Below are 23,781 nucleotides of genomic sequence, written 5' to 3'. Positions count from 1 at the left end.
AGCCTTCGTCAACTCGAGCGGCTCTGGCGCATCCTGTCGGCTTCGGCCGGCTCCCGCGCGAATTCAGAACAGGTTGACCTGTTCCACCTTGCCGGTGCCGCTCGCGGCATCGGCGGGCGGCGCAATGGTCTCGGCCAGCCAGTCGGGTTCGGCTTCGCCCGCCAGCGGGTCCTGCGGCAACACGCGGTGCAGCAGCACCAGCTGGGCCAGGCGCATGCGCCGGACCGAGCCGATCCGGCCGGCTTCCCAGGCCATGGCGACCGCGCTGGTCACGTGGTACAGCCCGGATGCGGCCTGGCGGGCCAGTACATCGCCGTCGGCTCCGGCTTCGGCGGCGCGGGCGGCCAGCGTGCCGGCACGGGAGATTGCCTTGGTGAACGCGGCGCGCGCCTCGGGATGCAGCGGCGTGGCTTGCAGCAGGCCGGCCAGGTGGGCATCGAGCACCGGCAGTGCACCCTCGCGGCGGATCGCGCGCAGCACGTCGAGGGCGACGATATTGCTGGTGCCTTCCCAGATCGAACCCAGGTGCGCGTCGCGCACCAGGCGCGGGTCGCTCCATTCCTCGATATAGCCGCAGCCGCCGCGCATCTCCATGGCGTCGCCGGTGACCTTGCGGGCATCGCGGCAGGCGCGGAACTTGATCAGCGGCGTGAGCACGCGCATCAGCGGATAGGCATCGGCCTCGCCGGCATCGGCGCGGCGCAGCGCCTCGGCGGTCTGGAACACCATGGTGCGGGCCTGCTCGGTGGGCAGCGCGAGCTTGAGCAGCTGGCGGCGCATCAGCGGCATGTCCAGCAGGCGCTTGCCGAAGGCCCGGCGCTCGCGCGCGATGAACTGGCCCTCGGACAGCGCGCGGCGCATCAGGCCGGCCGCACGCACGCCGTTGGACAGCCGCGAGTTGTTGATCATGTCGGCCATCTGCACGAAGCCCCGGCCCAGCTCGCCCACCAGGTAGGCTTGCGCTCCCTCCAGCCGGATCTCGCCGCTGGCCATCGAGCGCGTGCCGAGCTTGTCCTTCAGGCGGATGATGCGGTACTGGTTGGCGCTGCCGTCGGCCAGCGTGCGCGGCAGCAGGAACAGCGATACGCCCTTGATGCCGGGAGCGGCCTCGCCGTTTTCGTCCTCGACGCGCGCCAGCACCATCGCCAGCGCGGCGTCCGGGTTGGAGCAGAACCATTTGTCGCCCGACAGGCGCCAGCCGCCTTCGGCCTGGGGATCGCGGGCGGCACGCGTGGTGGTGGCGGCCACGTCGGAGCCGGCGCCCTGCTCGGTCATGAACATGGCGCCCTGGTACAGGTCTTCGAAGACCTGGGTGGTGAGATTGGGCAGGAAGCGCTCGACCAGGGCCGGATCGCCGAACTTGCGCAGCGTGCGCGTCAGCGAATCGGTCATCGACAGCGGGCAGCACAGGCCGAACTCGGCCTGCACGAACAGATAGGTCAGTGCGTACTTGGCCGCGGCCGGCATCGGCTTGTCCCAGCCCAGCACGCCGCCGCGATGCGAGGCCGCGGCCAGGCCGAACTCGGAGAAGGCCACTTTTTCGAGTTCCACGTAGGCGGGATGCTTGTCGATGCGCTGCGCATCGATGCCGGTGCGGGTGCGGTGCGACAGGGTGGGCTTGTTCTGGTCGGCGGTATGCGCGAGTTCGTCGAGCACGCCGCCTGCCAGGCCGCCCATGCGCTCGAGATAGGGCAGCAGGTGGGCGAACAGGTCGGGCGGCAGGTACAGCGGCAGCAGCGCGCGCAGGTCCGGGTCACTGGTGAACAGGTTGACGCCCTGCTGGTCGGGCACGGGATGCGCGGGCGTGGCGGCGGATGCGGCGGTGGCCGGGATGACGGTCTGGCGCGCTGCGCTGGTCTGCATGTGGGGTCTCCTGTGGTTGCCGGCACATGACGCCGGGCCAGGGCCTGGCCTGCCCCTGGGCGGAAGTCCGGGCTGCTGGCGGGCCATTCTGGCGATATCTGGTGGTTTTGCTGTCTCTTGCTGCTTTTTGGTGCTTTTTGGTGCTTGCGTCGGCTCTTTATGGTGCGTGGCCCACTTGCGTGAGCCCTGGCCGTGGCATTGCGCGCGGGGTGGCGGGCGGATGCTTTGTCTGCATTATTCAAAGCCCGGCGATTCGTGTCTAATACTGAAATTGGCTTGATCCATATAATTTTTATATCGCCATGGAATTCCGTCACCTGCGCTACTTCCTTGTGCTCGCCGAAGAACTGCATTTCGGCCGCGCCGCGCGCCGCCTGTCGATCTCGCAGCCGCCGCTGTCGCTCAATATCCAGCAACTGGAAGCCTCGGTGGGTGCCCGGCTGTTCGAGCGCGACAGCCGCGGCGTGCGCCTGACCGCCGCCGGCCGGGCTTTCCGCGAATCGGCCAGCGCACTGCTGGCGCAGGCTGAAGACGCCCGCCTGCTGGCCCGCGAAATCGAAGCCGGCGCGGTCGGGCGGCTGCGCGTCGGCTTTGTCGGCTCGATGCTGTACCGCGGCCTGCCGCAGCGCCTGCGCGCGTTCCAGGCCAGCTATCCCGGCATCCAGGTGGCGCTGACCGAACTCAACTCGCAGGAGCAGATCGACGCGCTGCTGCACGACGGGCTGGATGCCGGTTTCATCCACACCAACCGCGTGCCGGATGAACTCGCCACCGCCCTGGTGCACAGCGAGCCGTTCCTGTGCTGCGTGCCGGACGACCACCCGCTGGCCAGCCACGCCACCGTGGCGCTGAGCGAACTGCGTGGCGAGCCATTCGTCCTGTTCTCGCGCAAGGCTTCGCCCGACTACTACAACCGCATCTTCGAGATGTGCGCGGCGCAGGGGTTCTATCCGCAGATCCGGCATGAGGTACGGCACTGGCTATCGGTGGTGTCGCTGGTATCGCAGGGGACCGGCGTGGCGGTGGTGCCGGCGGCGCTGCAGCGCTCGGCGATGGCAGGGGCGGTGTTCCTGCCACTGGCGCAGGATACGGTGCCGTCGGAAGTGTATTGCGTGTGGAAAGCGGGACCGGACGATCCCGCGAGGGACCGGTTTCTGGAGATGGTCAAGAGGATGGGGGAGTGACGCGGCCGGCGGCGGCTCGCCCCTTGCCCCGGGACATCGCCGGGCGATCAGGCGGCAACATCGATGTCGACGGGCCCCGTGCCATCCCCGGCCCCGGCAATCCATCCCCACAAAAGAAGAATGCCACTTGCTTTACCGGCAAGCGGCATTGTCAAAATACGCGTGGAACGGGGTGTTCAGCGTGCGGAGAGCTTACCCGCTCCCCCCCTTCCGACCAATAACGCAAATGCGTTAATCGGCTCCCCCCATCTCACCGGTGAAACAGTCACGGGTGAAACAGCGGGACCGGCTGTCCTCAGAACCCTGCTACCGCGACGCTGACGTGCCCCACATCGGGCGCCGCGGCAAAGTACTCGCCGACCAGCTTGCGCCACTCGGCAAAATCCTCCGACTCGCGAAAATCGACCATGTGGTTCTCGACGGTTTCCCACTTGACTTCGAGCGTGTAGTTCGAAGGATTCTCGATCGACCTGAGCAGCCGCATGCCGTGGCAGCCGCGGGCACGCTGGAACAACGTTGCGGCCTTGGCCACGCCGGCCTCGAAGGCGGCTTCCGTACCCGGTTTGATCTGAAACTGCGCAATTTCGAAAATCATCGTTCGTTCTCCGTGGATTGGCGTGTCGAGAAGCGCGCAACAGCCGCGGCGTGCGCAAGCAGGATGGCTTCATGCAGCCCGCTCTCGTGGGTCTCGATACAGATTGCCATGCTAACACTCGCCTGCCGCGTATCGGCGGCGGCCGGGCAAGCGGCATGGAAGCGGCGAGCACGCCGCCTTTGCGCAAGCCGCGCGCGCAGCGCGGCGTGGCTGCTTGCTTTTCATCTGCACAAGCACCACGCTCAGCCGCGCAAAAACACAACGCCGCCAGGCAAATCGGCTACAATGGGAACGATTTTCATTTACCAACCCTGGCGTGAGTTTGCCGACCGCGTGCCGTGCCTCGCGCCAACGGACTGGAAGCCTCATGCGGTTGTCTGAACTTCCGCGGCGCACTGCCGCAGTCATCGTGACTGTCGATGACACCTCCTCCAACGATCCCGTGGCTCGTCGCCTGCGCGAGCTTGGCTTTGTCCCCGGCGAGGCCGTGCAGGTCATCGCGCTGGGGCCCTTCGGCATGGATCCCCTGGTTGCCCAGGTGGGCTTTACCCGGTTTGCGTTGCGCCGCTCGGAGGCGGCGCGCATTACCGTGGAGGCGGTCAGCGCTTCCGTCTCCAGCATCTCCCCGGCCGCGCAGCCCGACGCGCCCGCCGCCAAACGCTCCGCTGCCTGACCGGGCACCTGCCAAGACCATGTCTGCCGTCTCCCCGACTTCCGCTTCCCAGCGTCCCGCCCTGCGCGTTGCGCTGGTGGGCAACCCCAATTGCGGCAAGACCGCGCTGTTCAACCGCCTGACCGGCAGCCGCCAGAAAGTGGCCAACTACGCCGGCGTCACCGTCGAGCGCAAGGAGGGCCATTTCGTGTCGCCGGCCGGCCGCCAGGTGCGGGTGCTCGACCTGCCGGGCGCCTACAGCCTGCATGCGGCCAGCCTCGACGAGGCCATCACGCGCGACGTATGCCTGGGCCAGCGCCCGGGCGAGCCGCGCCCCGACCTGCTGGTGTCGGTGGTGGATGCCACCAACCTGCGCCTGCACCTGCGCTTTGTGCTGGAGCTGCGTCGCCTGGGCCTGCCGATGGTGCTGGTGCTCAATATGAGCGATGCGGCGGCCAAGCGCGGCATCCACATCGATCGCGACAAGCTCGCCGCCGCGCTCGGGGTGCCGGTGGTGGAGACCGTGGCCGTCAAGCGGAACGGCGCGACCAACCTGCTGGCCGCGCTCGACGCCGCCCTGCCGGCGGTGCCGGCGGCGCCCGCCGAGACCGGTTCCGACCTGGACGTCCACCAGGAGGTCAAGCGCCTGCTGGATGCCGCCGTCACCATGCCGGCGCGCACGGCCGCCATGGACGACCGGCTCGACCGCATCGTGCTGCACCCGGTGTTCGGCCTGATGATCCTGGCCGTGCTGCTGTTCCTGATGTTCCAGGCGGTGTTCTCCTGGGCCGCGCCGGTGATGGACGGCATCGAGGGCGGCGTGCACTGGTTCGGCGAGATCGTCGGCAGCCACCTGCCCGAAGGCATGCTGCGCAGCCTGCTGGTGGATGGCCTGATCGCCGGCCTGGGCAGCGTCATCGTGTTCCTGCCGCAGATCCTGATCCTGTTCCTGTTCATCCTGACGCTGGAAGAATCCGGCTACCTGCCGCGCGCCGCCTTCCTGCTCGACCGCCTGATGATGGGCGCCGGCCTGTCCGGACGCTCCTTTATCCCGCTGCTGTCGAGCTTTGCCTGCGCCATTCCCGGCATCATGGCAACCCGCACCATCCAGGACCCGCGCGACCGCATCACCACCATCCTGGTGGCGCCGCTGATGACGTGCTCCGCGCGGCTGCCGGTGTACGCGCTGCTGATCGGCGCCTTCATCCCGGCGCGCACGGTGATGGGGCTGTTCAACCTGCAGGGGCTGGTGCTGTTCGCGCTCTATGTGGCGGGCATCGTGAGCGCGCTGGTGGTGGCCTACGTGCTGAAGTATTTCCGCCGCGACCGCACCGACCATCCGCTGCTGATGGAGCTGCCCTCCTACCGCATCCCCAATCCGCGCGACGTGGCGCTCGGATTGTGGGAGCGTGCCCGCATCTTCCTGTCCCGCGTGGGCAAGGTGATCCTGACGCTGACGGTGCTGCTGTGGTTCCTGGCCACCTTCCCGTCGCCGCCGGCCGGCGCCACCGGCCCGGCCATCGACTACAGCTTCGCCGGCATGATCGGCCGCGCGCTGGAGCATGTCTTCGCGCCGGTGGGCTTCAACTGGCAGATCTGCATCGCGCTGGTGCCAGGCCTGGCCGCGCGCGAGGTTGCCGTGGGCGCGCTGGCCACCGTCTATGCGCTGTCCGGCAGCGAGGACGCCGTCGCCAGCCAGCTCGCGCCGATGATTGCCGCCCAATGGTCGCTGGCCACCGCGCTGTCGCTGCTGGCCTGGTACGTGTTCGCGCCGCAATGCATCTCCACCTTGGCGGTGATCCGGCGCGAGACCAACTCCTGGAAGGTGATGGCGGCCTCGGCCGCCTACCTGGCAGGGCTGGGCTACCTGGCCGCCTTCGCTACCTACCGCATCGCGCTGATGTTCAGCTAAAGCAAAGGACCGCAGCCATGAGCCTCTACCACGCCTTTGAAGCCCTGCTGGTGCCGCTGATCGTGCTGGCCTGCGCGGTCTCGGTGGCGGCGCGCTACGCGCCGCGTACGCGCGAGCGTCTCAAGGCCGGGCTGGCCGCGCGTCTCGGCGGCGGCGCAGCCACCGGATGGCGCCAGCGCGCCGTGGCATGGCTGGCGCCGCAGGCCGCGGCCGGCTGCGCCAGCGGCTGCGACAGCGGCGGCTGCAATACCTGCGGCTCCAGCACCACGGACGCCGCTCAGCCGGCGCCTGGCGCCCGTGCGGGCGAGCAGGTCATCCGCTTCGTGGCGAAACGCTGAAACACATCGAAAACACGCCGTCGCCGGCGTGTTTTCGACCACGCAGAAACGGGTACGCTTTGGGGTGCGCGGCACGGATTTGCAGCTTCGCCCGCCCCCTTCGCAATAGCGCGCCCCTCGTTCCCGCCGCTCTTTCCCGCTCCGATACCTGCCCAGTGGCACCGGGCATCATTCCGTTGCATTCCAATAAAGCCGGTCAATCATCGGCATGGGTATTCGCGACCGGACCGCCTGATGGCCATGACGCGTCCGATGGCCGGCTACTTGACGCCCGCGTCGCTTCTCGACTATTCTCTTTCGGGTGCATAGCTGCCGCAAAGGCGTTATCGCACCCGGCCAAAACACCCAAGGAATCCACGGAAGCCGTATCATCCGGCCCCGCTTCCCACCCAGCGCGCAATGCACCAGACCACCTGCCTCCACCGCCAAGCCGCCGATGCGTTCCGCATCGCCGCTGCCGCGCGCGTGCTGGCGGCAGGCCGTGCACTGGCCATCGCGCCGGCGCTATCCGCGCGCCTCTCCTCCTCGCTACTGCTAGACCTACCGATCGGTTGCCGGGCCTAGGGCCTCGTGGCAGTTCGGCAGCCTTGCGCCACCCTTTTTCCGCTTTAGCATTCAGCGCCTTTTTTTAGCGCTTCGCGTCCCGCATCTTCCCGCGAGGAAGGAGAACCGTCATGATGTTGCGTAACCCCGCCGCCAAATACCGCCCCGCCGTCGCCGTCGATCTCGCTGATCGCACCTGGCCCGATCAGCGCATCACGCGCGCGCCGATCTGGATGAGCACCGATCTGCGCGATGGCAACCAGGCCCTGATCGAGCCGATGAGTCCGCAGCGCAAACTGCAATTCTTCGAGCAGCTGGTCAAGATCGGCCTGAAACAGATCGAGGTGGCCTTCCCCTCGGCATCGCAGACCGATTTCGATTTCGTGCGCATGCTGATCGAGGAAGACCGCATTCCCGACGACGTCACCATCGTGGTGCTGACACAGGCGCGGGAAGACCTGATCCGCCGCACCGTCGAATCCGTGCGCGGCGCGCCGCGCGCCGTGATCCATCTGTACAACCCCATCGCGCCCTCCTTCCGCCGCATTGTGTTCGGCGCGAGCCGCGACGAGGTCAAGGAGATCGCGCTGGAAGGCACGCGGCTGATCAAGGCGCTGACGGACGCCATGCCCGGGACCGCCTGGTCGTACGAGTACTCGCCGGAAACCTTCAGCATGACCGAGCTGGACTTTTCGCTCGAGGTCTGCGATGCGGTATCGGCCATCTGGCAACCGAGCGCGGCCCGTCCGCTGATCCTGAACCTGCCGACCACGGTGGAATGCAGCACGCCCAATATCTTCGCCGACCAGATCGAATGGATGCACCGGCATCTCGCGAGACGCAGCGACATCGTGCTGTCGGTCCATCCGCACAATGACCGCGGCACCGCGGTAGCCGCCGCCGAACTCGCCGTGATGGCCGGCGCGGACCGCGTGGAAGGCTGCCTGTTCGGCAATGGCGAGCGCACCGGCAATGTCGACCTTGTCACGCTGGCGCTCAATCTCTATACGCAAGGCGTGGACCCCACGCTCGATTTCTCCGATATCGACGAAGTGCGGCAGTGCGTGGAGCATTGCAACCAGTTGCCGGTGCATCCGCGCCATCCCTATGTGGGCGACCTGGTCTTCACCGCCTTCTCCGGTTCGCACCAGGACGCGATTCGCAAGGGCTTCGCGCAGCAGCAGGCCGACGGTATCTGGGAAGTGCCCTACCTGCCGATCGACCCGGCGGACCTTGGCCGCAGCTACGATGCCGTGATCCGCGTCAACAGCCAGTCCGGCAAAGGCGGCATGGCTTACCTGCTGGAGCAGGTGCATGGCATCTATATGCCGCGGCGCCTGCAGATCGAATTCAGCCGCGCGGTGCAGGCCATGACGGACCAGAGCGGGCTCGAAGCCAGCGCCGACGATCTCTACCGCCTGTTCAGGCGCGAGTATCTTGAAGACGAGGTGCCGCTGCGCTACGCTGGCCACCAGCTGGTGTCCGACAGCAAAGGCCAGGTGGAGATCGAAGTGGAACTGGTGCGGGAGGGCAAACCCGTCAGCGTGCGCGGCCGGGGCAACGGCCCGATCGATGCGTTCGTCGGCGCCTTCGCCGGCGCGCTCGATATGCCGGTACGGGTGATGGATTACCACGAGCACGCACTCTCGTCCGGCGCGAACGCCGCCGCGGCCTGCTATGTGGAGGTACGCGTAGGCGATTCCGCTACCGGTTTCGGCGCCGGCATCGACGCCAACATCGTCACGGCTTCGCTGAAGGCCGTGGTCTCGGGTGTAAACCGCCACCTGCGCGCCGCCAGCCAGGCGCAGCGCGAAGAGGCCATCGCGGACTAAAACGGCTGCATCCGCAACCAAGGTCTCGCCGCGGAAAAACCGGTGTGCCCCGCCCCCACGGGGCACACGCGGAAAGACGCCCTTGCGGGACGCCCACGACATGCTCGTTGCTTGACTGTGTGCACAGCGTAAGGCCCGCCGCGGCTCGCTGCCACGAATATTTGCGCATGATCTTAGAAGCCCGCGCCGGCATTGGAAATGCGGAAGGCGGCCATGAACGGACCAATGCAGGGCGCATTCCGCTGCAATCGGCACCGATGAACGGGACGCCGTGGCAACGCCGCGACGCCCAGGGCAGCGTGCGCCACCGATAGGGATCTTCTTGCTTTCGGTCAAGGTTCGACCAGGAACGCTCCGCCACACTGTGCGTGAAGTTTCCCAATAAGCGAGCCAACCATCATGAAGAAGTCTCTACCTACCCGTCTTTCCACCACCGTTCTTGCCACACTTGCCTTGCTCGGTGCCGTTGCCGCGACGCCTGCCGCCGCCGACGACGAAACGCAGGGCAACTGGATGGTGCGCCTGCGCGCCACCTCCCTCAACATGGCCAACAAGTCGGACCCGATCGGCGGGGTCGGCCCGTCGGACCGCATCACGGTGAACGACAAGTGGATTCCCGAACTCGACGTCACCTACTTCTTCACGCCGCACATCGCCGCCGAACTCGTGCTGACCGTGCCGCAGAAGCAGAACGTCTCGCTGGACGGCAACAAGATCGGCTCCTTCACGCATCTGCCGCCTACGCTGCTGGTGCAGTATCACTTCATCCCCAACGGTACCTTCCGTCCCTATGTGGGCGCCGGCCTGAATTTCACCCGCATCTGGGGTGCCGACATCGCTAACAACTCGCTATCGCTCGATAGCTGGAGCGTGGCGCCGGCGCTGCAGATCGGCATGGACTACAAGCTCACCAAGAACTGGTTCCTCAATGCCGACGTCAAGAAGGTGTGGCTGTCGAGCGACGTCAAGGCGGGCGGCGTCAAGGTCTCGAACGTGAGCCTGGATCCGTGGCTGTTCAGCATGGGCGTGGGCTACCGCTTCTAACGCCCGCCCGGGACGCCTGCCCGGGACGCCAGCCCGAAGGACGCTGCGGCAGCTTTCGCGTCAGGCATGGTCCCGGCGAGGGATCTGCCGCAATGCGCCGCGATTCAGGCCGTAGAAGCGCGCGACCACGGCCATCTCGGAGCCGGCGGCGATCAGCGCTTCCGCTGAGCGGCGGCTGTGCAGGATCTGCGGGATGCTGGCGAGAAAGATGCGCGTCACGTCCGGGTCGAAATGCGTGCCGGACCCCGCCGAGACGATGGACAAGGCATCGTCGTCGGTCATCCCGGGGCGATAGCAACGCGCTTCGGTCATGGCATCGAATGCGTCCGCGACCGCCACGATACGCGCCGCCAGCGGGATCTCCCGGCCAGCGAGGCGGCACGGATAGCCGGTGCCATCGAAGCGCTCATGGTGATGGTGAGCGAGTTGCGACGCCAGCCGCAACAGCGCATTCGAACTGCCTGCAAGTATGTTCGCGCCGATTTCGGCGTGACGCTCCATCACCTGGCGCTCCTCGGCAAGCAGCTTGCCGGGCTTGAGCAGCACCGCATCGGGAATGGCAAGCTTGCCGACGTCGTGCACTGGCGTGGCAAGCCGTATGCGCTCGCAGTCCGCCGCGTCCAGGCCAACCAGATCCGCAAGGCAGGCAGCGATGGCCGCGGTACGGACCAGGTGCCCTGACGCATGCGGATAGCGCAAGCAGCCGGCAAGCGTGAGGCTGGCCAGCGTAACGACCGCATGGTGATTCTTGGTCATTGTTCTAAAGTCGCGCGAGGTGCGAAGTGCGAAGGCCGCCGGAACGCAAGCCATGCCGTGCGGTGCCATCAGGCGCTTCGAAGTTTATCGCCGGCGCCGCGGGGTGTCTTGTCCCACCACGGGAGGGGCCGATACCTGCTGGATCCGCCCCATCGACCCTCGGGCGAGCGCGGCGCGGTAACAGACATTGCCGGCAAAGCGCGAGATTCTATGCCTGACCCGGCATATCGCCAAGGGGCCTTGGCTTCACAGACAGAATTCCGCGGCACGTGCCCGCGGCAGGAACACAGCCAGCGCGCCGATGCGGCCGACACGCCGGATGCCATTTCAATTCACCGGCGCAGACGCTACCAGAGGGTCCGGCACGAACGGATGGCGGCGTCGGCGAACTCGCGGTTGCTGTGCGGGACGTGGCGCGCATCGGCTACCCGTGCCGTGCCGGAGGCGGAGCTGGAAGCGCCGGCTTCGATGCGGCGCAGAAATGGCGAGGCCAGCCGTGCGGTGATGGCGGATGCACGAACGGTTGAGGAAAAGATCTTACGCATGCTCGACTCCTGGCCGCCCTTTTTCGCTATTGCACTTTGCACTGTTGGCGGGGCGGCGCAATGCCGGGGAATCCCGGCGGAATTCAACAAAGGAGCGGGCCTGCCGATTGGCCGGGGCGGGTCGTATCCGACCGGCCCCAAGACACCGCCGCCTTACCAGTCAGGCAAGACAGCGGCCGGTGAACGACTGCTGGCGCGCCTGGTTTCGATAAGAAAATCGACTGGGGCAACTGTCCATATGGTTTCCTTATTCCCGGGACGAAAGGCCAAGTCCGGCACACCTGGAGGCGGATTGGCTCCGCGCTCCCCCCTGGCGCTTGCAGCGCCCTCAGCCCCCCGCGTGGCCGCGCCTGGCGGCGAGGCTGTCAGCACCGCCTGGCACGGCAAGAGCGGCCTGGTGCGGCGGGACGTGGCACGATGCAATGAAGCTGTACAGCATGGGTCCTCCACGCTGGCTGACATGGCCAGCGTCTGCGCAGGCGGCGGCATGCGTGGGCATGCACGGACGAAAGCGTGCATGCCGCGGCAAGCGGATCGCCTGGTAAAGCAACGCGTAGAGGGAATGGCTTGCACGGAGAACCCGTGCAAGAAACCACTACCCGCCGGTATCGGCTAGGCAGTGGCGAGGTATCGCCTGGACTTGCCTAGCCGTTCAGGATTTGGCCGAGGGCCAACTAGAACAGCAGTCCATGGAAATAAATCCGTAGTAAAGACGGAGCGAAGGGTAACAAATGCGTTGCAGTCTTCGCAACTGTTTTTTCGGTGCGCCGCAAGGCCGGATTCGTCTCGCCGGGAAAAGCGGCGCGCATTCGTGTGGCTGATGCGAATCACCGCTGTCAAGACGCATGCGTATGCGGCTGCCTCTTGTCCACTGGCAGCGGCAAGAAATCTGCGCCAGATGTTGCGTGCACAAGACACAGCCACCAGCAAAACAACAGAAACCACAGACATGGAACAAAATCTCGCCTCTAACGGTATTTGTTAATTTGTTATTTACCAGGGAGTTGCGAGTGAAGAACCGAATAGTCGATGTGCGTGCGCGTGTTGCGGTATCCGTCCTTGGCCTCGGCCTGGCGGGCTCAGTCCTTGCCGCGTCCTTGCCGGACGAGCCAGGTTCCAAGGACCACCCGATGTTGACCCGGTTTGCCGGCGCCCAGATACGCGCCTACCAGCAGGTCGACTACGACGAGGCGATATTGCCCAACCAGCCCATCGCCACGAACCACTCGCCAAAGACGCTCGCGCTGGAAGGCAAGATCACCCGCATCGCCTATCGGATTCCCGGGCAGAAGTCCGTGCTCGAAATCTCGCGCAACTACGAGGCCGCATTGCAGAACGGCGGCTTCCAGACGCTGTTCTCCTGCAAGGGCAACGATCAGTGTGGCCCCGAATTCCAGTCCTATGTGATCAACGGGGGCAAGGTGCGCCTGGCCGGCCAGGGCGACGCCGCCTTCAACGATGGGTTCCGCGCCATCCTCGCCAAGAAGGCCACGCCGAAGGGCGACGTCTATGTCTTCCTCGACATCATGTCGGACCCGTCCAACAACCTGTCCGCCATCTATCAGCAGGTAGTCGAGACCAAGGCGATGCAGACCGGGCAGGTCAGCGTGATCGACGCCAAGACCATGCAGACCTCGATCGCGTCGACCGGCAAGGTGGCCATCTATGGCGTCTACTTCGACACCGACAAGGCCGAGGTGAAGACGGAGTCCAAGCCCGCGCTGGATGAGATGGCCAAGCTGCTCAAGGCGGATCCCAAGCTCAAGGTCTATATCGTCGGGCATACCGACAACCAGGGCGCGCTGGCGCGCAACCTGGACCTGTCGCAGAAGCGCGCCGACGCGGTGGTGCAGGCATTGACGGCGTCCTACAAGATTCCCGCGGCGCGCCTGACGGCCAAGGGCGTGGGCTCGCTATCGCCGGTTGCCAGCAACGACGACGATGCCGGCCGCGGCAAGAACCGCCGCGTCGAACTCGTCAAGCAGTAAGCGCGGCCACCGCCTGCCGGGTCGTGGACTCCGGTCCCGGCGCCGGCATGCCCGCAAGGGGAAGATGCCGGGCGCAAGCACGTCCGGCGGGAGGCAGCGCTAGCGGAACGCCGGCTCGTCGAAGCTGCGCAGCTTGCGCGAATGCAGCTGCTCGGCACCGCTCTCGCGCAGGATGCGGATGGCTTCCAGGCCGATCGACATATGCTGGCTCACGCGCTGGCGATAGAACGCATTGGCCATGCCGCGCAGCTTGAGCTCGCCGTGCAGCGGCTTGTCGGAGACGCACAGCAGGGTGCCATAGGGCACGCGCAGGCGGAAGCCGTTGGCCGCCACCGTGGCGCTTTCCATGTCGATGGCAATGGCGCGCGACTGGTTGAAGCGCGCGTACAGCGACTTGGACTTGAGCTCCCAGTTGCGGTCGTCGGTGGAAACCACGGTGCCGGTGCGCATGCGGGTCTTCATCTCATTGCCAGAGAGCCCCGTGACGCGCGCCACCGCTTCCTGCAGCGCGACCTGGATCTCGGCAATGGGCGGCACCGGCACCCACGGCGGCAGGTCGTGGTCGAGCACGTGGTCGTCGCGCACATAGGCATGCGCCAGCACGTAGTCGCCGAGCTGCTGCGAGCGGCGCAGGCCACCGCAGTGCCCCACCATCAGCCAGCAATGCGGGCGCAGCACGGCGAGATGGTCGGTCATGGTCTTGGCGTTGGACGGGCCCACGCCGATATTGACCAGCGTGACGCCGAGCTTGTCCTCGCGCACCAGGTGATAGGCAGGCATCTGCGGCAGCGCGCGCGGGCGCAGGGCGTCGTCGGGCTCGGCCTCGCCGCGCTGCTGCACCACATCGCCGGGTTCGACGAAGCGCACGCAGCCGTCGGCGCCCTGCGCGTCTTCGGCCGCCATCAGCGAACGGCCCAGGGCGATGAATTCGTCCACGTAGCGCTGGTAATTGGTAAACAGCACGAAGCGCTGGAAGTGCTGGGGCGCGGTGCCGGTGTAGTGATACAAGCGCTGCAGCGCCAGGTCCACCCGCTCCGCGGGGAACATCGAAAGCGGGCCGGCCTCGCCGGGAACCGGCTCATAAGTGCCGTTGGCGATGGCGTCGTCGATGCGGCTCAGCTCAGGCAGCACGAAGGAGGCTTCGAGTTCGCGCGCCTGCGTGTAGCTGATATCCGTGGTGGAGGCTTCGATGACAAAGGGCAGCGGGATCGGGCGCCGGCTCACGCCGACCACCACCGGCACGCGGTGGTAGCGCATCAGGCGCTCGATCTGGTCGCGGTAGTAGTCGGCCAGCAGGTCGGGGCGGGTGACCGTGGTGCCGTACACGCCGGGGTAGGCTACCGTGCCCCAGGATGGCCGGCTGTCGGTAACCATGGTCTCGAGGTTGACCGAGATGCCGAGGTACGGGTAGCAGGCGTGTGCCGCGGACGGCAGCGGCTGGCGCTGGGCAAAGGCGTCGAAGCGCGCGCGGATGGCGCCGACCGAAGCGTCGTAGATTTCCCGGATGCGAGCCAGCGCGGCATCGGCGTCGGTGAACTCGGCCAGCTGATCGGCCGGATGGGCGGAAGAGAAGATCGAGGCATTCATGGCAAACATGATACCCCGCCACCGGACGGACGCAACACGGGGCCCGCAAATTGACGGGCCTGCGCGCGCTCGCTACACTGCGTGCAGTCTTTTGCGGCCAGGCGCCGCACTCGCCTCGCGATGCGCCCCACGCCAGAAGGGCTGCGCCGAGTTGCCGTATGTGCTTGCATGGGGAGCCCCGATGGAAATCCGCAATCTGCTGCCAGAAGAAACCGAGGCGGCCAGACAACTCCTTGCGGCCAACGGGTGGGCCCACCGGGTCGCCAATGTGGAACGCTTCGCCCGCCTGATCGCCAACTCGCAACGCGTGGTGGTGGCGGTCGACGACGGACAGGTCGTCGGCTTCGCGCGCGCCCTGTGCGACGATATCTCCAACGGTTACCTGTCGATGGTCGCGGTGGCGCCCAGCCATCGCCGGCAAGGCATCGGCCGCGCGCTGGTACGCCACATCGTTGGCAACGATCCCGATATCACCTGGGTGCTGCGCGCCGGCCGTTCGTCCGAGGCGGCCTTCTTCGGCCAGCTCGGCTTCGTGCCTTCGCTGGTCGCCATGGAGCGCCGGCGCTCCTGAGCCGTGCATGGATCGCCCCCCGGGCTCTGCCGGCCACTCAACTTTTCACCGCACTTCACCGACACCATGGCCACTTCCACCGGCTGGTTCCACTGGGCTTTGCTATCGGCCGGGTTCGCCGCGCTGACGGCGATCTTCGCCAAGATCGGGCTGGAAGGGGTCAACTCCGACCTGGCCACGCTGGTGCGCACCGCGGTGATCATCGTGGTGCTGACCTTCTTCGTGGTGCTGACGGGCAAGTGGAGCAATCCGCTCACGCTATCGCCCCGCACCTGGACCTTCCTGGTGCTGTCGGGCCTGGCCACCGGCGCCTCCTGGGTGTGCTACTTCCGCGCGCTCAAGATCGGCGACGCCTCCAAGGTGGCCCCGGTGGACAAGCTGAGCCTGCTGCTGGTGGCCGTGTTCGCCGTGATCTTCCTGGGCGAGCGCCCCAGCCTGCGCGAATGGGCCGGCATCCTGCTGGTGGGCGCCGGCGTGCTGGTGCTGGGATTCAAGCGGTAAGCCGTCAGCGCTCCGTGCGCAACGGCCCGTACTCCACCGGCACCCAGGTATAGCCCTTGCCCTCCGCCCGCACATGGCCGATCCCCGGGAACGGCAGGTGCGCGCCGGCCACCCACAGCTTGCCGCGCGCGGCATCGGCAAAAAGCCGCTTGCGCGTGCGCACCGCCTGCCGGCTATCCGAATCGAACTCGATCGCCACATCCGGGCGGCGGAACTGCACCGCATGGCTGTGCACGATATCGCCCCACACCAGCATGCTTTGCCCGCCCGACTTGAACAGGTAGCCGCTGTGACCGGGCGTATGCCCATACGCCGGCACCGCGCTGACGCCCGCCACCAGCGTGTCGCCGGGGCGATAGGTGCGCAGCTGGCCGCTGGCCCGATACGGCGCCAAGGCGTCGCGCGCCATGGCGAAGGCGGACTGGTCCGCCTGCGGCGCGCGCTGTGCGGCGGCGTCGTCCAGCCAATAGCCGGCTTCGGCCTGGCCGACATAGACCGTGGCGTTGGCGAACACAGGCTTGCCGTCCTCGCTCAGGCCGCAGACGTGGTCGCCATGCAGGTGGGTGAGCAGCACCGTATCGACCTGGGCGGGGTCGTAGCCCGATGCGCGCAGGTTCGCGGCGACGCGGCCAAGCGTGGGGCCGAAGCACGCGGCCGCGCCGGTGTCGACCAGGACCAGGTTGCTGCCGGTATTGACCAGGTAGGCATTGACCGCGGTCTGCATGCCCGGCGTGGCAGCCACGAACATGCGCGCCAGCAGCCTTCGCACCTCGCCCGGGCTGGTGTACTTCAGCAGTCTGGCATCGAGGTCGACATAGCCGTCGTAGAGCGCGGTGACCTCGAACTGGCCGAGCATCATGCGGTAATAGCCGGGAACCTGGTTCTCTTGCCGGGCCGGCGGCGCCTTGGGGGCCGGGCCTTGCGCCAGCGCAGGCAGGCCGGCAAGGGCAAGCGCGGCGCTCAGCGAAAGTGCCACGAGGCGGCGGCCGGCAAGGTTGGGCAGGGTCATGGGATGCTCCTCTGATCTATCCGGTGAACGGGACGGCGGGATACGACGCAACACCGCAACACCGCACCATACATGATCAGCGGTCCCCGGACCCTGCCCCCGCCTGCAGATAGGCCAGCACCGGCGCCAGCTGCGCCAGCGCGGGCGCCTGCCCGCAGGCCTGCCCGGCGGTGCACCAGGGATAGGGCAGCCGGGCCAGCCAGCCGTCCAGCACCGGCTGCGCGGCGTCGGCGGGCAGCACTTCCATGGCCTCGATCACAATGGTTAGCGCCTGCACGCGCCGGATGCCCGCCTGCATGGAGAAAACCCAAGCGTAGCTGCCGCAGCCCACCCGCACGCCGCCGGTGGCCTTGTCGGTCATGCCGACCAGCCAGTCGCAGCCGTAGCGCCCGGCCTCCGCCCCGGGCGGGGCGTCGGTCAGGCAGAACGTGTAGACGTTGTCGTAGGTCTGGCCGAAGCGCCGCACCAGCACGTCGCTGATGGCGGCCAGGCCCTCGCTGCGCCCGGGGAAGGCGATGGTCTCGGACTTGACCGTCATCTCCAGCGTGGCGTCCGGGGCAAACGCATGCGCCATCAGGTGCGGGCGGTTTTCGTCCTTGGCGCGGACATAGGTGCGGATCAGCGCCTGTGGGGCGAGGGCATCCGGGTGCGCCGTTGCGCTGGGAACTGCAGGTGCGTTCATGTTGTGCCTTGTGTATGCCTGCGCATGGCTGCGGGCCTTGCGCGGCGATGGTGGGTGGAATGCGTGGTCTGCCGGCATGGTAGCCCGGCGCGCGGGCCTGCGGCGAAGCAGCCCTGCCGCCAGCAAGGTCGCCGCCGCGCCCGGGTTTGCGTTCGCCGCCGCCGTCCTCAATGTATTGCCCACAATGCCTTGCGTCACAGGCAGGTCATCGAACCGACATAGATTGATGCTCTTTAGCCACCCGGCGCAGCACGGGACGGCAAACGAGAACAACGGAACGGGTGAGGGATATCGATATGATCAAGCGCAAGCATTGGGCGGCTATCGCCTGCGGCGTGGTCACGGCAGCGCTGGCAGCCTGCGGCGGCGACGGTGACACGGCACCGCAAACCGGCGCCGGTGGCAATACGGGCGGCGGCAATGGCGGCACGGTGACGCAGCCCGCCGCCCTCGCGCCGCTGGCGGGCGGCTCGCTCTATGTGGGTGCGGCGAGCTTTGGCGACACGGTATCGGTGCAGCTCGACCAGCCGGCCGCGGGCCAGGTCACGCTGCGCTTTCTCGATTCCCGCTTTGGCCTGGCCGGCGCCCTGGTGGGCAGCTACACGCGCAACGGCGACACCTACAAGGTTGCCAGGCTGGCGGCGGCTACGGCCGACGTCCCCGCCGGCCTGGCTGCCGCCGCGAGCGCGATCGGCTTCGAATTCGTGGTCGATGCCGGCGTGCTGTCCGGCGCGCTGGGCCAGGTGCCCAACCTGGCCGCCGGCGGCGGTGCCCTGCTGCAGGGCTACGTCAGCGCCGCCAACAAGGGCGCCCAACTGAGCGATATCGCGGGGGTCTACAGCTATCTGCGCCAGGCCGGCGGCACGTCCGGCGCGGGGCAGGTCAGGATCTTCGCCGACGGCACCCTGCGCGCCTGCGCCGGTGCCGCCTATGCCGACAACTGCGCCGGCGGCGAGAGCGGCCGGCTGAGCGCGGAAGCCGACCAGCAGCGCTTCCCCGGTGCCTTTGCCGTGACCCTGGGCGGCGCCAGGATCGGCCGCCTGTTCGTGGCGCGCCAGGACGGCCAGGCCACGCTGTTCGTCGACGAGGCGGCCACCAACGCCAACGGCAGCGCACGCAACGGCAATTGGGTGCTCAAGAGCGCGCAGGCGGTCGCCGCGGGCGCCAGCGACGGCGACTGGCTGTGCGCCGAGCCCGAGCTCGATGGCGGCAACGCGCCGACCGGCCGCACCCGCCGCAACTTTGTCTCGATCGCCGGCACCCGCCTCGCCGCCGACCATATCGCCAGCAACGTCACGCTGAGCTACAACACGGCCGGCGGGGCCGGCGGCACGCTCGCCAATGGGGCCAACGGCCTGGTCTACGGAGCCTGGCAGGACGCCGCCGCCGGCCAGCCGCAAGCCGCGCTGGCGCTGCTGCCGGTCAGCGCCAGGCTGGCATACCAGTTGCGCGACGTGCCCGGCACCGCGCGCCGCCTGCAAGGCGTGTGCACGCCGCTGGCGGCCGAATCTCCCACCACCACCTATCTGCAGGCCAAGGCCGGCGATATCGTGCAAGTCACGCTGGCCGACCTGCGCCCCACCCAGCCCGCCATCGGTTTCGACCAGATCTACTACAAGCTGGGCCGCTACGCCGCCGACCCGGCCAAGAAGTTCGACGATGCCTGCGAGGCCAACGGCCAGAACAAGGCCAAGACCACCACCGCCGCCTCGCGCGTGGACGACCTGGCTTCCTTCACCTGCACCAAGACCGTCGGCACCAAGCCGGAGGATATGAAGACCGTGGTGATCGGGCCGGCCGGCAAGCCGTACCTGACCGACGGCCACCATACCTTCACCAGCGTGTGGGAAACGGCGGACGGCGGCCCGCAGGCGAAGATGTGGATCAAGGTGCAGGACAACTTCGCCACGCAGGACCGCGCCACCTTCTTCCGCACGCTGCGCGCGCGCAACCTGACGTGGCTGAAAGACACCGCGAACCGTCCGACCACGCCGGCCGAGCTGCCGCTGTCGCTGGGCCTGCGCAACGGCATGGGCAACGACCGCTACCGCTCGCTGGTGTATTTCACCCGCGATATCGGCTATCAGCAACTGACCGACGCCACCGAGTTCACGGAGTTCTACTGGGGCGACTGGCTGCGCCAGCGCGTCAACCTGGACAATTACCGCCTGGATGACACCGCGAGCTACCTGAGCGCCGTACGCGCGGCGGCCACCGCCATGGTGGCGCTAGCCCCGGCCGATACGGTCAGCAACGGCAAGACCGCGGCGGCACTGGGCGGTCTCGCCGCCGTCAACGAGACCGAGTTCACCGCGCTGTCGCAGCCGGTGGGCAGCGCCAAGCCCGGCAAGCTGCCGTATGCCGTGGGCTACAAGGCGACCTTGCCGCAATAAGCGGAAAAGGCCGTATCACCGTGCGGGTCATCCGCACGGTGATACGGCTGCCATGCCTTATTCAGGCTGGATATTGGCGGCCTTGATGATGCGGCCCCACTTGGCCGATTCCAGCGCCTGGAACCTGGCCAGTTCGGCCGGCGTACTGGTGAACACTTCGGTGCCCGTGGTCTGGTAGAAGCTGGCCGCGGTCTCGCTCCTGGCTGCCTTCACCAGCATGGCGTTGAGCTTGTCCACCACCGGCTGCGGTGTCCTGGCCGGCGCGTAGGCCGCGAACCAGTAACTCATCTCGTAGCCCTTGACGCCGGCCTCGTCGATGGTCGGCACATTGGGCGCCAGCGGCGAACGGGCCTTGCCCGACACGCCCAGCGCCTTGAGCTTGCCGCTCTTGACCTGGGGCAGGCCGGTTGCGGTGTCGGTGATCATCATCTGGATCTGGTTGCCCAGCAGGTCGGTGAGCGCGAGCGGGTTGCTCTTGTAGGGCACGTGCAGCAGCTGCACATGCGCCATCTGCTGGAACAGCTCGCCGGCGATGCGCGAGGACGAGCTGCCGCTGCCGAAGCTGAGCTTGCCCGGCTCCTTCTTCGCCAGCGCGATGAAATCCCCCACGCTGTTGACCGGCAACTGCGGGTTCACCACCATGATCTGCCCGCCACGGCCCAGCGCGGTCAGCGGCGCGTAGTCCTTGACCGGATCATAGGGCAGCTTCTTGAACAGATGCTCGTTGGCCGCATGCGTGGTGTTAGTGCTGATCAGCACGGTATAGCCGTCGGGGCTGGCCTTGGCCACGTCGCCGGCGGCGATGAAGCCGTTGGCGCCGGGCTTGTTGTCGACCACCACCGTCACCTTGGCATCCACCGTGATGGCCTGGCCGATCGCGCGGGCGAGCTGGTCCGTCGCGCTGCCGGCGGCGAACGGCACCACGAAGCGGATCGGCTTGTCCGGGAACTCCGCGTGCGCGGGGCCGGCCAGCAGCGCGAGCGCGGCGGCGGCGATGCCGGTGGCCGCCTTCAGGGCGGAAGCGGGCTTGCTGTATGCGGACATCGTTGGTCTCCTGTTCGAATCTCGATGCGTTGTAGTCTTTGATTCGTCGTGGTTTGGTTTTGATGCGGATATTCAGCCGGCGCCGGACAGGCGTGGCGGCAGGGGAATTTCCAGTTGCAGCAGCAGGAAGGACAGTGCCTTCCCGTGCGTGTCCAGGTTGAGCGCATCGTTGACGCCGCCATCGAGCACGCCGTCGATGACGAAGTTCATGGCCTGCAGCGATGGCACGAGGTAGCGCCTGACCGCTTGCGGCTGACGATGCCGGAACAGCGCCGCAACGGCGTCTTCGGTCACATGGGCGGCAAGGTGATCGAAATCGCGCGGGTCGTAGGCGATCACGCTGATATTGGAGCGATCGCCCTTGTCGCCGGTGCGGCCATGCGCGAGCTGGTAGAGCGCAATGGTTGCGGCCGGGGCGTGCGGGTGGCCCGCATGGGTTTGGGTAGCGTTCATGGCAGCAGGGTGTGGCTTGCGTTGACGGCGCTGCGCGGCACCAGGCAGGACATCGCGTTCAGGCGTGCGCGCAGCGCGGTGCGCACGCCGCCGCCGCCGGCCGGCCCGCAGGTATAGAGCGCATTGATTTCGCGCAGCAGCGCTTCGGCCACGGGCTTGTCCTCATGCGCGAGCGCGGCGCGCAGGCGCACGTCCCGTGCCTGCGCCTCGCCCGCTTGCGGCTGCGCCAGCAGGCGGCCGCCGTCGTCGGCGAACACGCTCAGCACACCGATCAGGTCGAAGCGGATCGCGGCGTCGTGGCCGAGCAGCCGCATGCGCTCGCGCACGATCTGCGCGGCCAGGCGCGCGCGCGCCGCGGCGTTGGGGCCGGCGTAGGAGATCTCGCCCTCGGCGATCCAGCCGCCCTGGTAGAACAGGTTGGCCTTGAGTTGTTCGGGCCGCTCGCGGCCGCGCACATTGCGCACCGCCACGCGATCCGGCCCGGTCTGCTCGACCGTGGCCGCGCTGATGTCTGCGATCACGTCGGGCGTGAGATAAGCAGCGGGGTCGTGCACTTCGTAGAGCAGTTGCTCCTTGACGGTGCGCAGGTCCACGCAGCCGCCGGTATCCGCGGCCTTGCCCACCTCGATATTGCCGTCTTGATCCAGGCGCACGATGGGGTAGCCGACGGCATGCACGGCGGGCACGTCCTTCATGCCGGGATCGGCGAAATAGCCGCCGGTGACCTGCGCCCCGCACTCCAGCAGGTGGCCGGCCATGGTGGCGCGCGCCAGGCGGTCCCAGTCCTGCCACGACCAGCCGAAGTGGGCCATCGCCGGGCCCACCGCCAGCGCGGGATCGGCCACGCGGCCGCATACCACCACCTGGGCGCCTTCGGTCAGCGCATCGGCGATGCCCCGCGCGCCAAGGTAAGCATTGGCGCAGACGAAGCGCGCCTCGGGAAAGCCCGCGCCGACGATGTCCCGCAGCACGGCGCGGCCGGCATCGTGCGACAGGTCGTCGCCCTCCACCACCGCGACGCGCGGCGGCGGCAGGCCTAGCTCCGCAGCCAGCGCGCGCACGCGCCGCGCCGCGGCGCGCGGGTTGGCGGCGCCGAAATTGCCGACGATGGGAATGCCGTTGGCCAGGCACAGCCCAAGCACCGGCGCCAGCAGCGCGTCCAGCAGGGGCTCGTAGCCATGGGCGGGATCGGAGCGGCGCGCGAGCTGGGCCAGCGCCAGCGTACGCTCGGCCAGCGTCTCGAACATCAGCACGGCCGGGCCGCCCGCCGCGATCAGGGTGCGCACCACGGGCAGGGCGGCATCGGTACGGTCGCCGGAGAAGCCGGCGCCGCAGCCGATCAGCAAAGGGGCGGTCATGGGAAATGGCCTGGTGAGGAAAACAAGGCCCGCACGGCGCGGGCGATGGAGGCATTCTAGACGCGCCCGCGTCAGCCAAAAAGCGGATAATTTGGATTAATCTATCGACTTTCCCGATGAAACGCGGCAGGGCCGGAGCCGCTTGCCATCGAAGCCTGCCTGCCGCCGGGTACTTGCCAATGAACCTCTCCGTCAAACACCTGCGCGCCTTCGTGGCCCTGGTCACGCACCGCAACTTCACCCGCGCGGCGCAGGCTTGCCACTTGTCGCAGTCGGCCTTCAGCGCGCTGATCCAGACGCTGGAGGAACAGGCCGGCACGCGGCTGTTCGAGCGCACCACGCGCCATGTGGAGCTGAGCGTGGAGGGGCGGCGCTTCGAGGAAGTGGCGGCGCGCCTGCTGGCGGATTTCGAGACCGCCTTCGAAGAGTTGCGCGACCACGCCGAGCGCCGCAAGGGACGGGTATCGATCGCCGCCCTGCCGTCGCTGGCCGCGGGCGACCTGCCACCGGTCCTGGCCGCCTTCCACCAGCGCTATCCCGGCATCGCGCTGGAACTGTTCGACCTGCTGGCGGACGGCTGCATCGACCTGGTACGGCGCGGCCGTGCCGACTTTGCGCTGGCGCCCGCCCCGGCGCAGGACAGCGACCTGCGCATCGAGCCGCTGGTGGCGGACAGCTTCCACCTGGTATGTCCGGCGGACCACCCGCTGGCGCGCCGCCGGCGCGTCGCACCGCAGGCGCTGGCGGGCCTGCCCTTCATCCAGCTCTCGCGTACCAGCAGCGTGCGCCAGCACCTGGACGCGGCGCTGCATCCGCTCAAGCTCAACGGGGTGATGGAAGTGGAACATCTCGCCACGGTGGCAGCGCTGGTGGCGGCGGGGCTGGGCATCACGGTGGTGCCGGCGCTGGCGCTGTTCCAGTTCCAGCGGGA

Annotated in this window: 22 protein-coding genes; 12 read left to right on the top strand and 10 right to left on the bottom strand. The window is 67.7% G+C overall.

All coding sequences use genetic code 11. The features are described 5' to 3' along the window. Positions 1 to 63: 63 nt before the first annotated feature. Positions 64 to 1,863 (bottom strand): acyl-CoA dehydrogenase family protein, encoded by a 1,800-nt coding sequence (locus tag P3W85_RS39295; RefSeq protein WP_276268775.1) that lies wholly within the window; start codon positions 1,861 to 1,863, stop codon positions 64 to 66. Between the two features lie 302 nt (positions 1,864 to 2,165). Between P3W85_RS39295 and P3W85_RS39290 the strand changes: the two genes are divergently transcribed. Continuing rightward, positions 2,166 to 3,047: a LysR substrate-binding domain-containing protein gene (locus P3W85_RS39290; RefSeq protein ID WP_276268774.1), complete on the top strand. Its 882-nt coding sequence runs from the start codon at positions 2,166 to 2,168 to the stop codon at positions 3,045 to 3,047. 295 nt (positions 3,048 to 3,342) lie between these two features. Here the strand turns inward: P3W85_RS39290 and P3W85_RS39285 are convergent, their stop codons facing one another. After that, positions 3,343 to 3,642 carry an antibiotic biosynthesis monooxygenase family protein gene (locus P3W85_RS39285; protein WP_017229015.1) on the bottom strand — a complete coding sequence of 100 codons (300 nt, stop codon included), beginning with the start codon at positions 3,640 to 3,642 and terminating at the stop codon, positions 3,343 to 3,345. A gap of 71 nt (positions 3,643 to 3,713) precedes the next feature. Between P3W85_RS39285 and P3W85_RS39280 the strand changes: the two genes are divergently transcribed. The 6 genes from P3W85_RS39280 (at position 3,714) to P3W85_RS39255 (ending at position 9,963) form a co-directional block, all read left to right on the top strand. Further along, on the top strand, positions 3,714 to 3,962 hold the full coding sequence (locus P3W85_RS39280; RefSeq protein ID WP_276268773.1) for a hypothetical protein: 249 nt from the start codon (positions 3,714 to 3,716) through the stop codon (positions 3,960 to 3,962). A 47-nt stretch (positions 3,963 to 4,009) separates the two neighbouring features. Beyond that, positions 4,010 to 4,315, top strand: a complete 306-nt coding sequence (locus tag P3W85_RS39275; RefSeq protein ID WP_017229017.1) for a FeoA family protein — start codon at positions 4,010 to 4,012, stop codon at positions 4,313 to 4,315. A gap of 19 nt (positions 4,316 to 4,334) precedes the next feature. Then, on the top strand, positions 4,335 to 6,206 hold the full coding sequence (gene feoB, locus P3W85_RS39270) for a ferrous iron transport protein B (protein WP_276268772.1): 1,872 nt from the start codon (positions 4,335 to 4,337) through the stop codon (positions 6,204 to 6,206). Positions 6,207 to 6,223: 17 nt separating this feature from the next. Then, complete coding sequence (locus tag P3W85_RS39265) at positions 6,224 to 6,544, top strand: DUF6587 family protein (protein ID WP_276268771.1); 321 nt, start codon at positions 6,224 to 6,226, stop codon at positions 6,542 to 6,544. A gap of 677 nt (positions 6,545 to 7,221) precedes the next feature. After that, positions 7,222 to 8,919: a 2-isopropylmalate synthase gene (leuA, locus tag P3W85_RS39260; RefSeq protein WP_276268792.1), complete on the top strand. Its 1,698-nt coding sequence runs from the start codon at positions 7,222 to 7,224 to the stop codon at positions 8,917 to 8,919. A gap of 399 nt (positions 8,920 to 9,318) precedes the next feature. Beyond that, complete coding sequence (locus P3W85_RS39255; RefSeq protein WP_276268770.1) at positions 9,319 to 9,963, top strand: OmpW/AlkL family protein; 645 nt, start codon at positions 9,319 to 9,321, stop codon at positions 9,961 to 9,963. 60 nt (positions 9,964 to 10,023) lie between these two features. Here the strand turns inward: P3W85_RS39255 and P3W85_RS39250 are convergent, their stop codons facing one another. Together P3W85_RS39250 and P3W85_RS39245 are read right to left on the bottom strand one after the other, a co-directional pair. Then, the gene (locus P3W85_RS39250) at positions 10,024 to 10,719 is read right to left on the bottom strand and encodes an HD-GYP domain-containing protein (protein ID WP_276268769.1); all 696 of its coding nucleotides are present in this window, start codon (positions 10,717 to 10,719) and stop codon (positions 10,024 to 10,026) included. Between the two features lie 347 nt (positions 10,720 to 11,066). Then, positions 11,067 to 11,264 carry a hypothetical protein gene (locus P3W85_RS39245; protein WP_276268768.1) on the bottom strand — a complete coding sequence of 66 codons (198 nt, stop codon included), beginning with the start codon at positions 11,262 to 11,264 and terminating at the stop codon, positions 11,067 to 11,069. 1,010 nt (positions 11,265 to 12,274) lie between these two features. Here P3W85_RS39245 and P3W85_RS39240 point away from each other — a divergent pair. Beyond that, entirely contained in the window at positions 12,275 to 13,252 is a 978-nt protein-coding gene (locus P3W85_RS39240; RefSeq protein WP_276268767.1) for an OmpA family protein, read from the top strand. A 99-nt stretch (positions 13,253 to 13,351) separates the two neighbouring features. Here the strand turns inward: P3W85_RS39240 and P3W85_RS39235 are convergent, their stop codons facing one another. Continuing rightward, positions 13,352 to 14,848, bottom strand: coding sequence for an AMP nucleosidase (locus tag P3W85_RS39235; RefSeq protein WP_017231040.1), 1,497 nt, complete (start codon positions 14,846 to 14,848; stop codon positions 13,352 to 13,354). A 172-nt stretch (positions 14,849 to 15,020) separates the two neighbouring features. Between P3W85_RS39235 and P3W85_RS39230 the strand changes: the two genes are divergently transcribed. Continuing rightward, positions 15,021 to 15,410 (top strand): GNAT family N-acetyltransferase, encoded by a 390-nt coding sequence (locus P3W85_RS39230; RefSeq protein WP_017231041.1) that lies wholly within the window; start codon positions 15,021 to 15,023, stop codon positions 15,408 to 15,410. Between the two features lie 66 nt (positions 15,411 to 15,476). Next, positions 15,477 to 15,911 (top strand): EamA family transporter, encoded by a 435-nt coding sequence (locus P3W85_RS39225; protein ID WP_017231042.1) that lies wholly within the window; start codon positions 15,477 to 15,479, stop codon positions 15,909 to 15,911. Positions 15,912 to 15,915: 4 nt separating this feature from the next. Here P3W85_RS39225 and P3W85_RS39220 read toward each other — a convergent pair whose 3' ends face one another. Together P3W85_RS39220 and P3W85_RS39215 are read right to left on the bottom strand one after the other, a co-directional pair. Then, on the bottom strand, positions 15,916 to 16,920 hold the full coding sequence (locus P3W85_RS39220; protein ID WP_276268766.1) for an MBL fold metallo-hydrolase: 1,005 nt from the start codon (positions 16,918 to 16,920) through the stop codon (positions 15,916 to 15,918). Between the two features lie 76 nt (positions 16,921 to 16,996). Then, positions 16,997 to 17,602: a nuclear transport factor 2 family protein gene (locus tag P3W85_RS39215; RefSeq protein WP_276268765.1), complete on the bottom strand. Its 606-nt coding sequence runs from the start codon at positions 17,600 to 17,602 to the stop codon at positions 16,997 to 16,999. A 296-nt stretch (positions 17,603 to 17,898) separates the two neighbouring features. On the opposite strand from P3W85_RS39215, the gene P3W85_RS39210 reads away from it, so the two are divergent. Next, entirely contained in the window at positions 17,899 to 19,995 is a 2,097-nt protein-coding gene (locus P3W85_RS39210) for a ParB/Srx family N-terminal domain-containing protein (protein WP_276268764.1), read from the top strand. A gap of 57 nt (positions 19,996 to 20,052) precedes the next feature. Here the strand turns inward: P3W85_RS39210 and P3W85_RS39205 are convergent, their stop codons facing one another. The 3 genes from P3W85_RS39205 to P3W85_RS39195 form a co-directional block, all read right to left on the bottom strand. Next, on the bottom strand, positions 20,053 to 21,039 hold the full coding sequence (locus P3W85_RS39205; RefSeq protein ID WP_017226670.1) for a Bug family tripartite tricarboxylate transporter substrate binding protein: 987 nt from the start codon (positions 21,037 to 21,039) through the stop codon (positions 20,053 to 20,055). A 72-nt stretch (positions 21,040 to 21,111) separates the two neighbouring features. Further along, on the bottom strand, positions 21,112 to 21,492 hold the full coding sequence (locus P3W85_RS39200) for an AtuA-related protein (protein ID WP_276268763.1): 381 nt from the start codon (positions 21,490 to 21,492) through the stop codon (positions 21,112 to 21,114). Further along, positions 21,489 to 22,850: an acyclic terpene utilization AtuA family protein gene (locus P3W85_RS39195; RefSeq protein WP_276268762.1), complete on the bottom strand. Its 1,362-nt coding sequence runs from the start codon at positions 22,848 to 22,850 to the stop codon at positions 21,489 to 21,491. Before P3W85_RS39195 ends, P3W85_RS39200 begins: the two co-directional genes overlap by 4 nt. A 179-nt stretch (positions 22,851 to 23,029) precedes the next feature. Between P3W85_RS39195 and P3W85_RS39190 the strand changes: the two genes are divergently transcribed. Beyond that, the coding region (locus tag P3W85_RS39190) for a LysR family transcriptional regulator (protein ID WP_276268761.1) at positions 23,030 to 23,781 on the top strand (752 nt) is incomplete at its 3' end.

The organism is Cupriavidus basilensis (assembly GCF_029335485.1).
Lineage (GTDB): Bacteria > Pseudomonadota > Gammaproteobacteria > Burkholderiales > Burkholderiaceae > Cupriavidus > Cupriavidus basilensis_E.
This window is presented reverse-complemented; position numbering and strand designations above follow the sequence as displayed.

Bases quoted from the DNA above. Each gene is read 5' to 3' on its own strand.
- P3W85_RS39255 (WP_276268770.1), top strand. From the start codon at position 9,319: ATGAAGAAGTCTCTACCTACCCGTCTTTCCACCACCGTTCTTGCCACA.
- P3W85_RS39280 (WP_276268773.1), top strand. From the start codon at position 3,714: ATGCAGCCCGCTCTCGTGGGTCTCGATACAGATTGCCATGCTAACACT.
- P3W85_RS39200 (WP_276268763.1), bottom strand. From the start codon at position 21,492: ATGAACGCTACCCAAACCCATGCGGGCCACCCGCACGCCCCGGCCGCA.
- P3W85_RS39250 (WP_276268769.1), bottom strand. From the start codon at position 10,719: ATGACCAAGAATCACCATGCGGTCGTTACGCTGGCCAGCCTCACGCTT.
- P3W85_RS39285 (WP_017229015.1), bottom strand. From the start codon at position 3,642: ATGATTTTCGAAATTGCGCAGTTTCAGATCAAACCGGGTACGGAAGCC.
- P3W85_RS39235 (WP_017231040.1), bottom strand. From the start codon at position 14,848: ATGTTTGCCATGAATGCCTCGATCTTCTCTTCCGCCCATCCGGCCGAT.
- P3W85_RS39245 (WP_276268768.1), bottom strand. From the start codon at position 11,264: ATGCGTAAGATCTTTTCCTCAACCGTTCGTGCATCCGCCATCACCGCA.
- P3W85_RS39220 (WP_276268766.1), bottom strand. From the start codon at position 16,920: ATGACCCTGCCCAACCTTGCCGGCCGCCGCCTCGTGGCACTTTCGCTG.
- P3W85_RS39230 (WP_017231041.1), top strand. From the start codon at position 15,021: ATGGAAATCCGCAATCTGCTGCCAGAAGAAACCGAGGCGGCCAGACAA.
- P3W85_RS39295 (WP_276268775.1), bottom strand. From the start codon at position 1,863: ATGCAGACCAGCGCAGCGCGCCAGACCGTCATCCCGGCCACCGCCGCA.
- P3W85_RS39195 (WP_276268762.1), bottom strand. From the start codon at position 22,850: ATGACCGCCCCTTTGCTGATCGGCTGCGGCGCCGGCTTCTCCGGCGAC.
- P3W85_RS39210 (WP_276268764.1), top strand. From the start codon at position 17,899: ATGATCAAGCGCAAGCATTGGGCGGCTATCGCCTGCGGCGTGGTCACG.
- P3W85_RS39265 (WP_276268771.1), top strand. From the start codon at position 6,224: ATGAGCCTCTACCACGCCTTTGAAGCCCTGCTGGTGCCGCTGATCGTG.
- P3W85_RS39290 (WP_276268774.1), top strand. From the start codon at position 2,166: ATGGAATTCCGTCACCTGCGCTACTTCCTTGTGCTCGCCGAAGAACTG.
- leuA (WP_276268792.1), top strand. From the start codon at position 7,222: ATGTTGCGTAACCCCGCCGCCAAATACCGCCCCGCCGTCGCCGTCGAT.
- feoB (WP_276268772.1), top strand. From the start codon at position 4,335: ATGTCTGCCGTCTCCCCGACTTCCGCTTCCCAGCGTCCCGCCCTGCGC.
- P3W85_RS39225 (WP_017231042.1), top strand. From the start codon at position 15,477: ATGGCCACTTCCACCGGCTGGTTCCACTGGGCTTTGCTATCGGCCGGG.
- P3W85_RS39205 (WP_017226670.1), bottom strand. From the start codon at position 21,039: ATGTCCGCATACAGCAAGCCCGCTTCCGCCCTGAAGGCGGCCACCGGC.
- P3W85_RS39275 (WP_017229017.1), top strand. From the start codon at position 4,010: ATGCGGTTGTCTGAACTTCCGCGGCGCACTGCCGCAGTCATCGTGACT.
- P3W85_RS39215 (WP_276268765.1), bottom strand. From the start codon at position 17,602: ATGAACGCACCTGCAGTTCCCAGCGCAACGGCGCACCCGGATGCCCTC.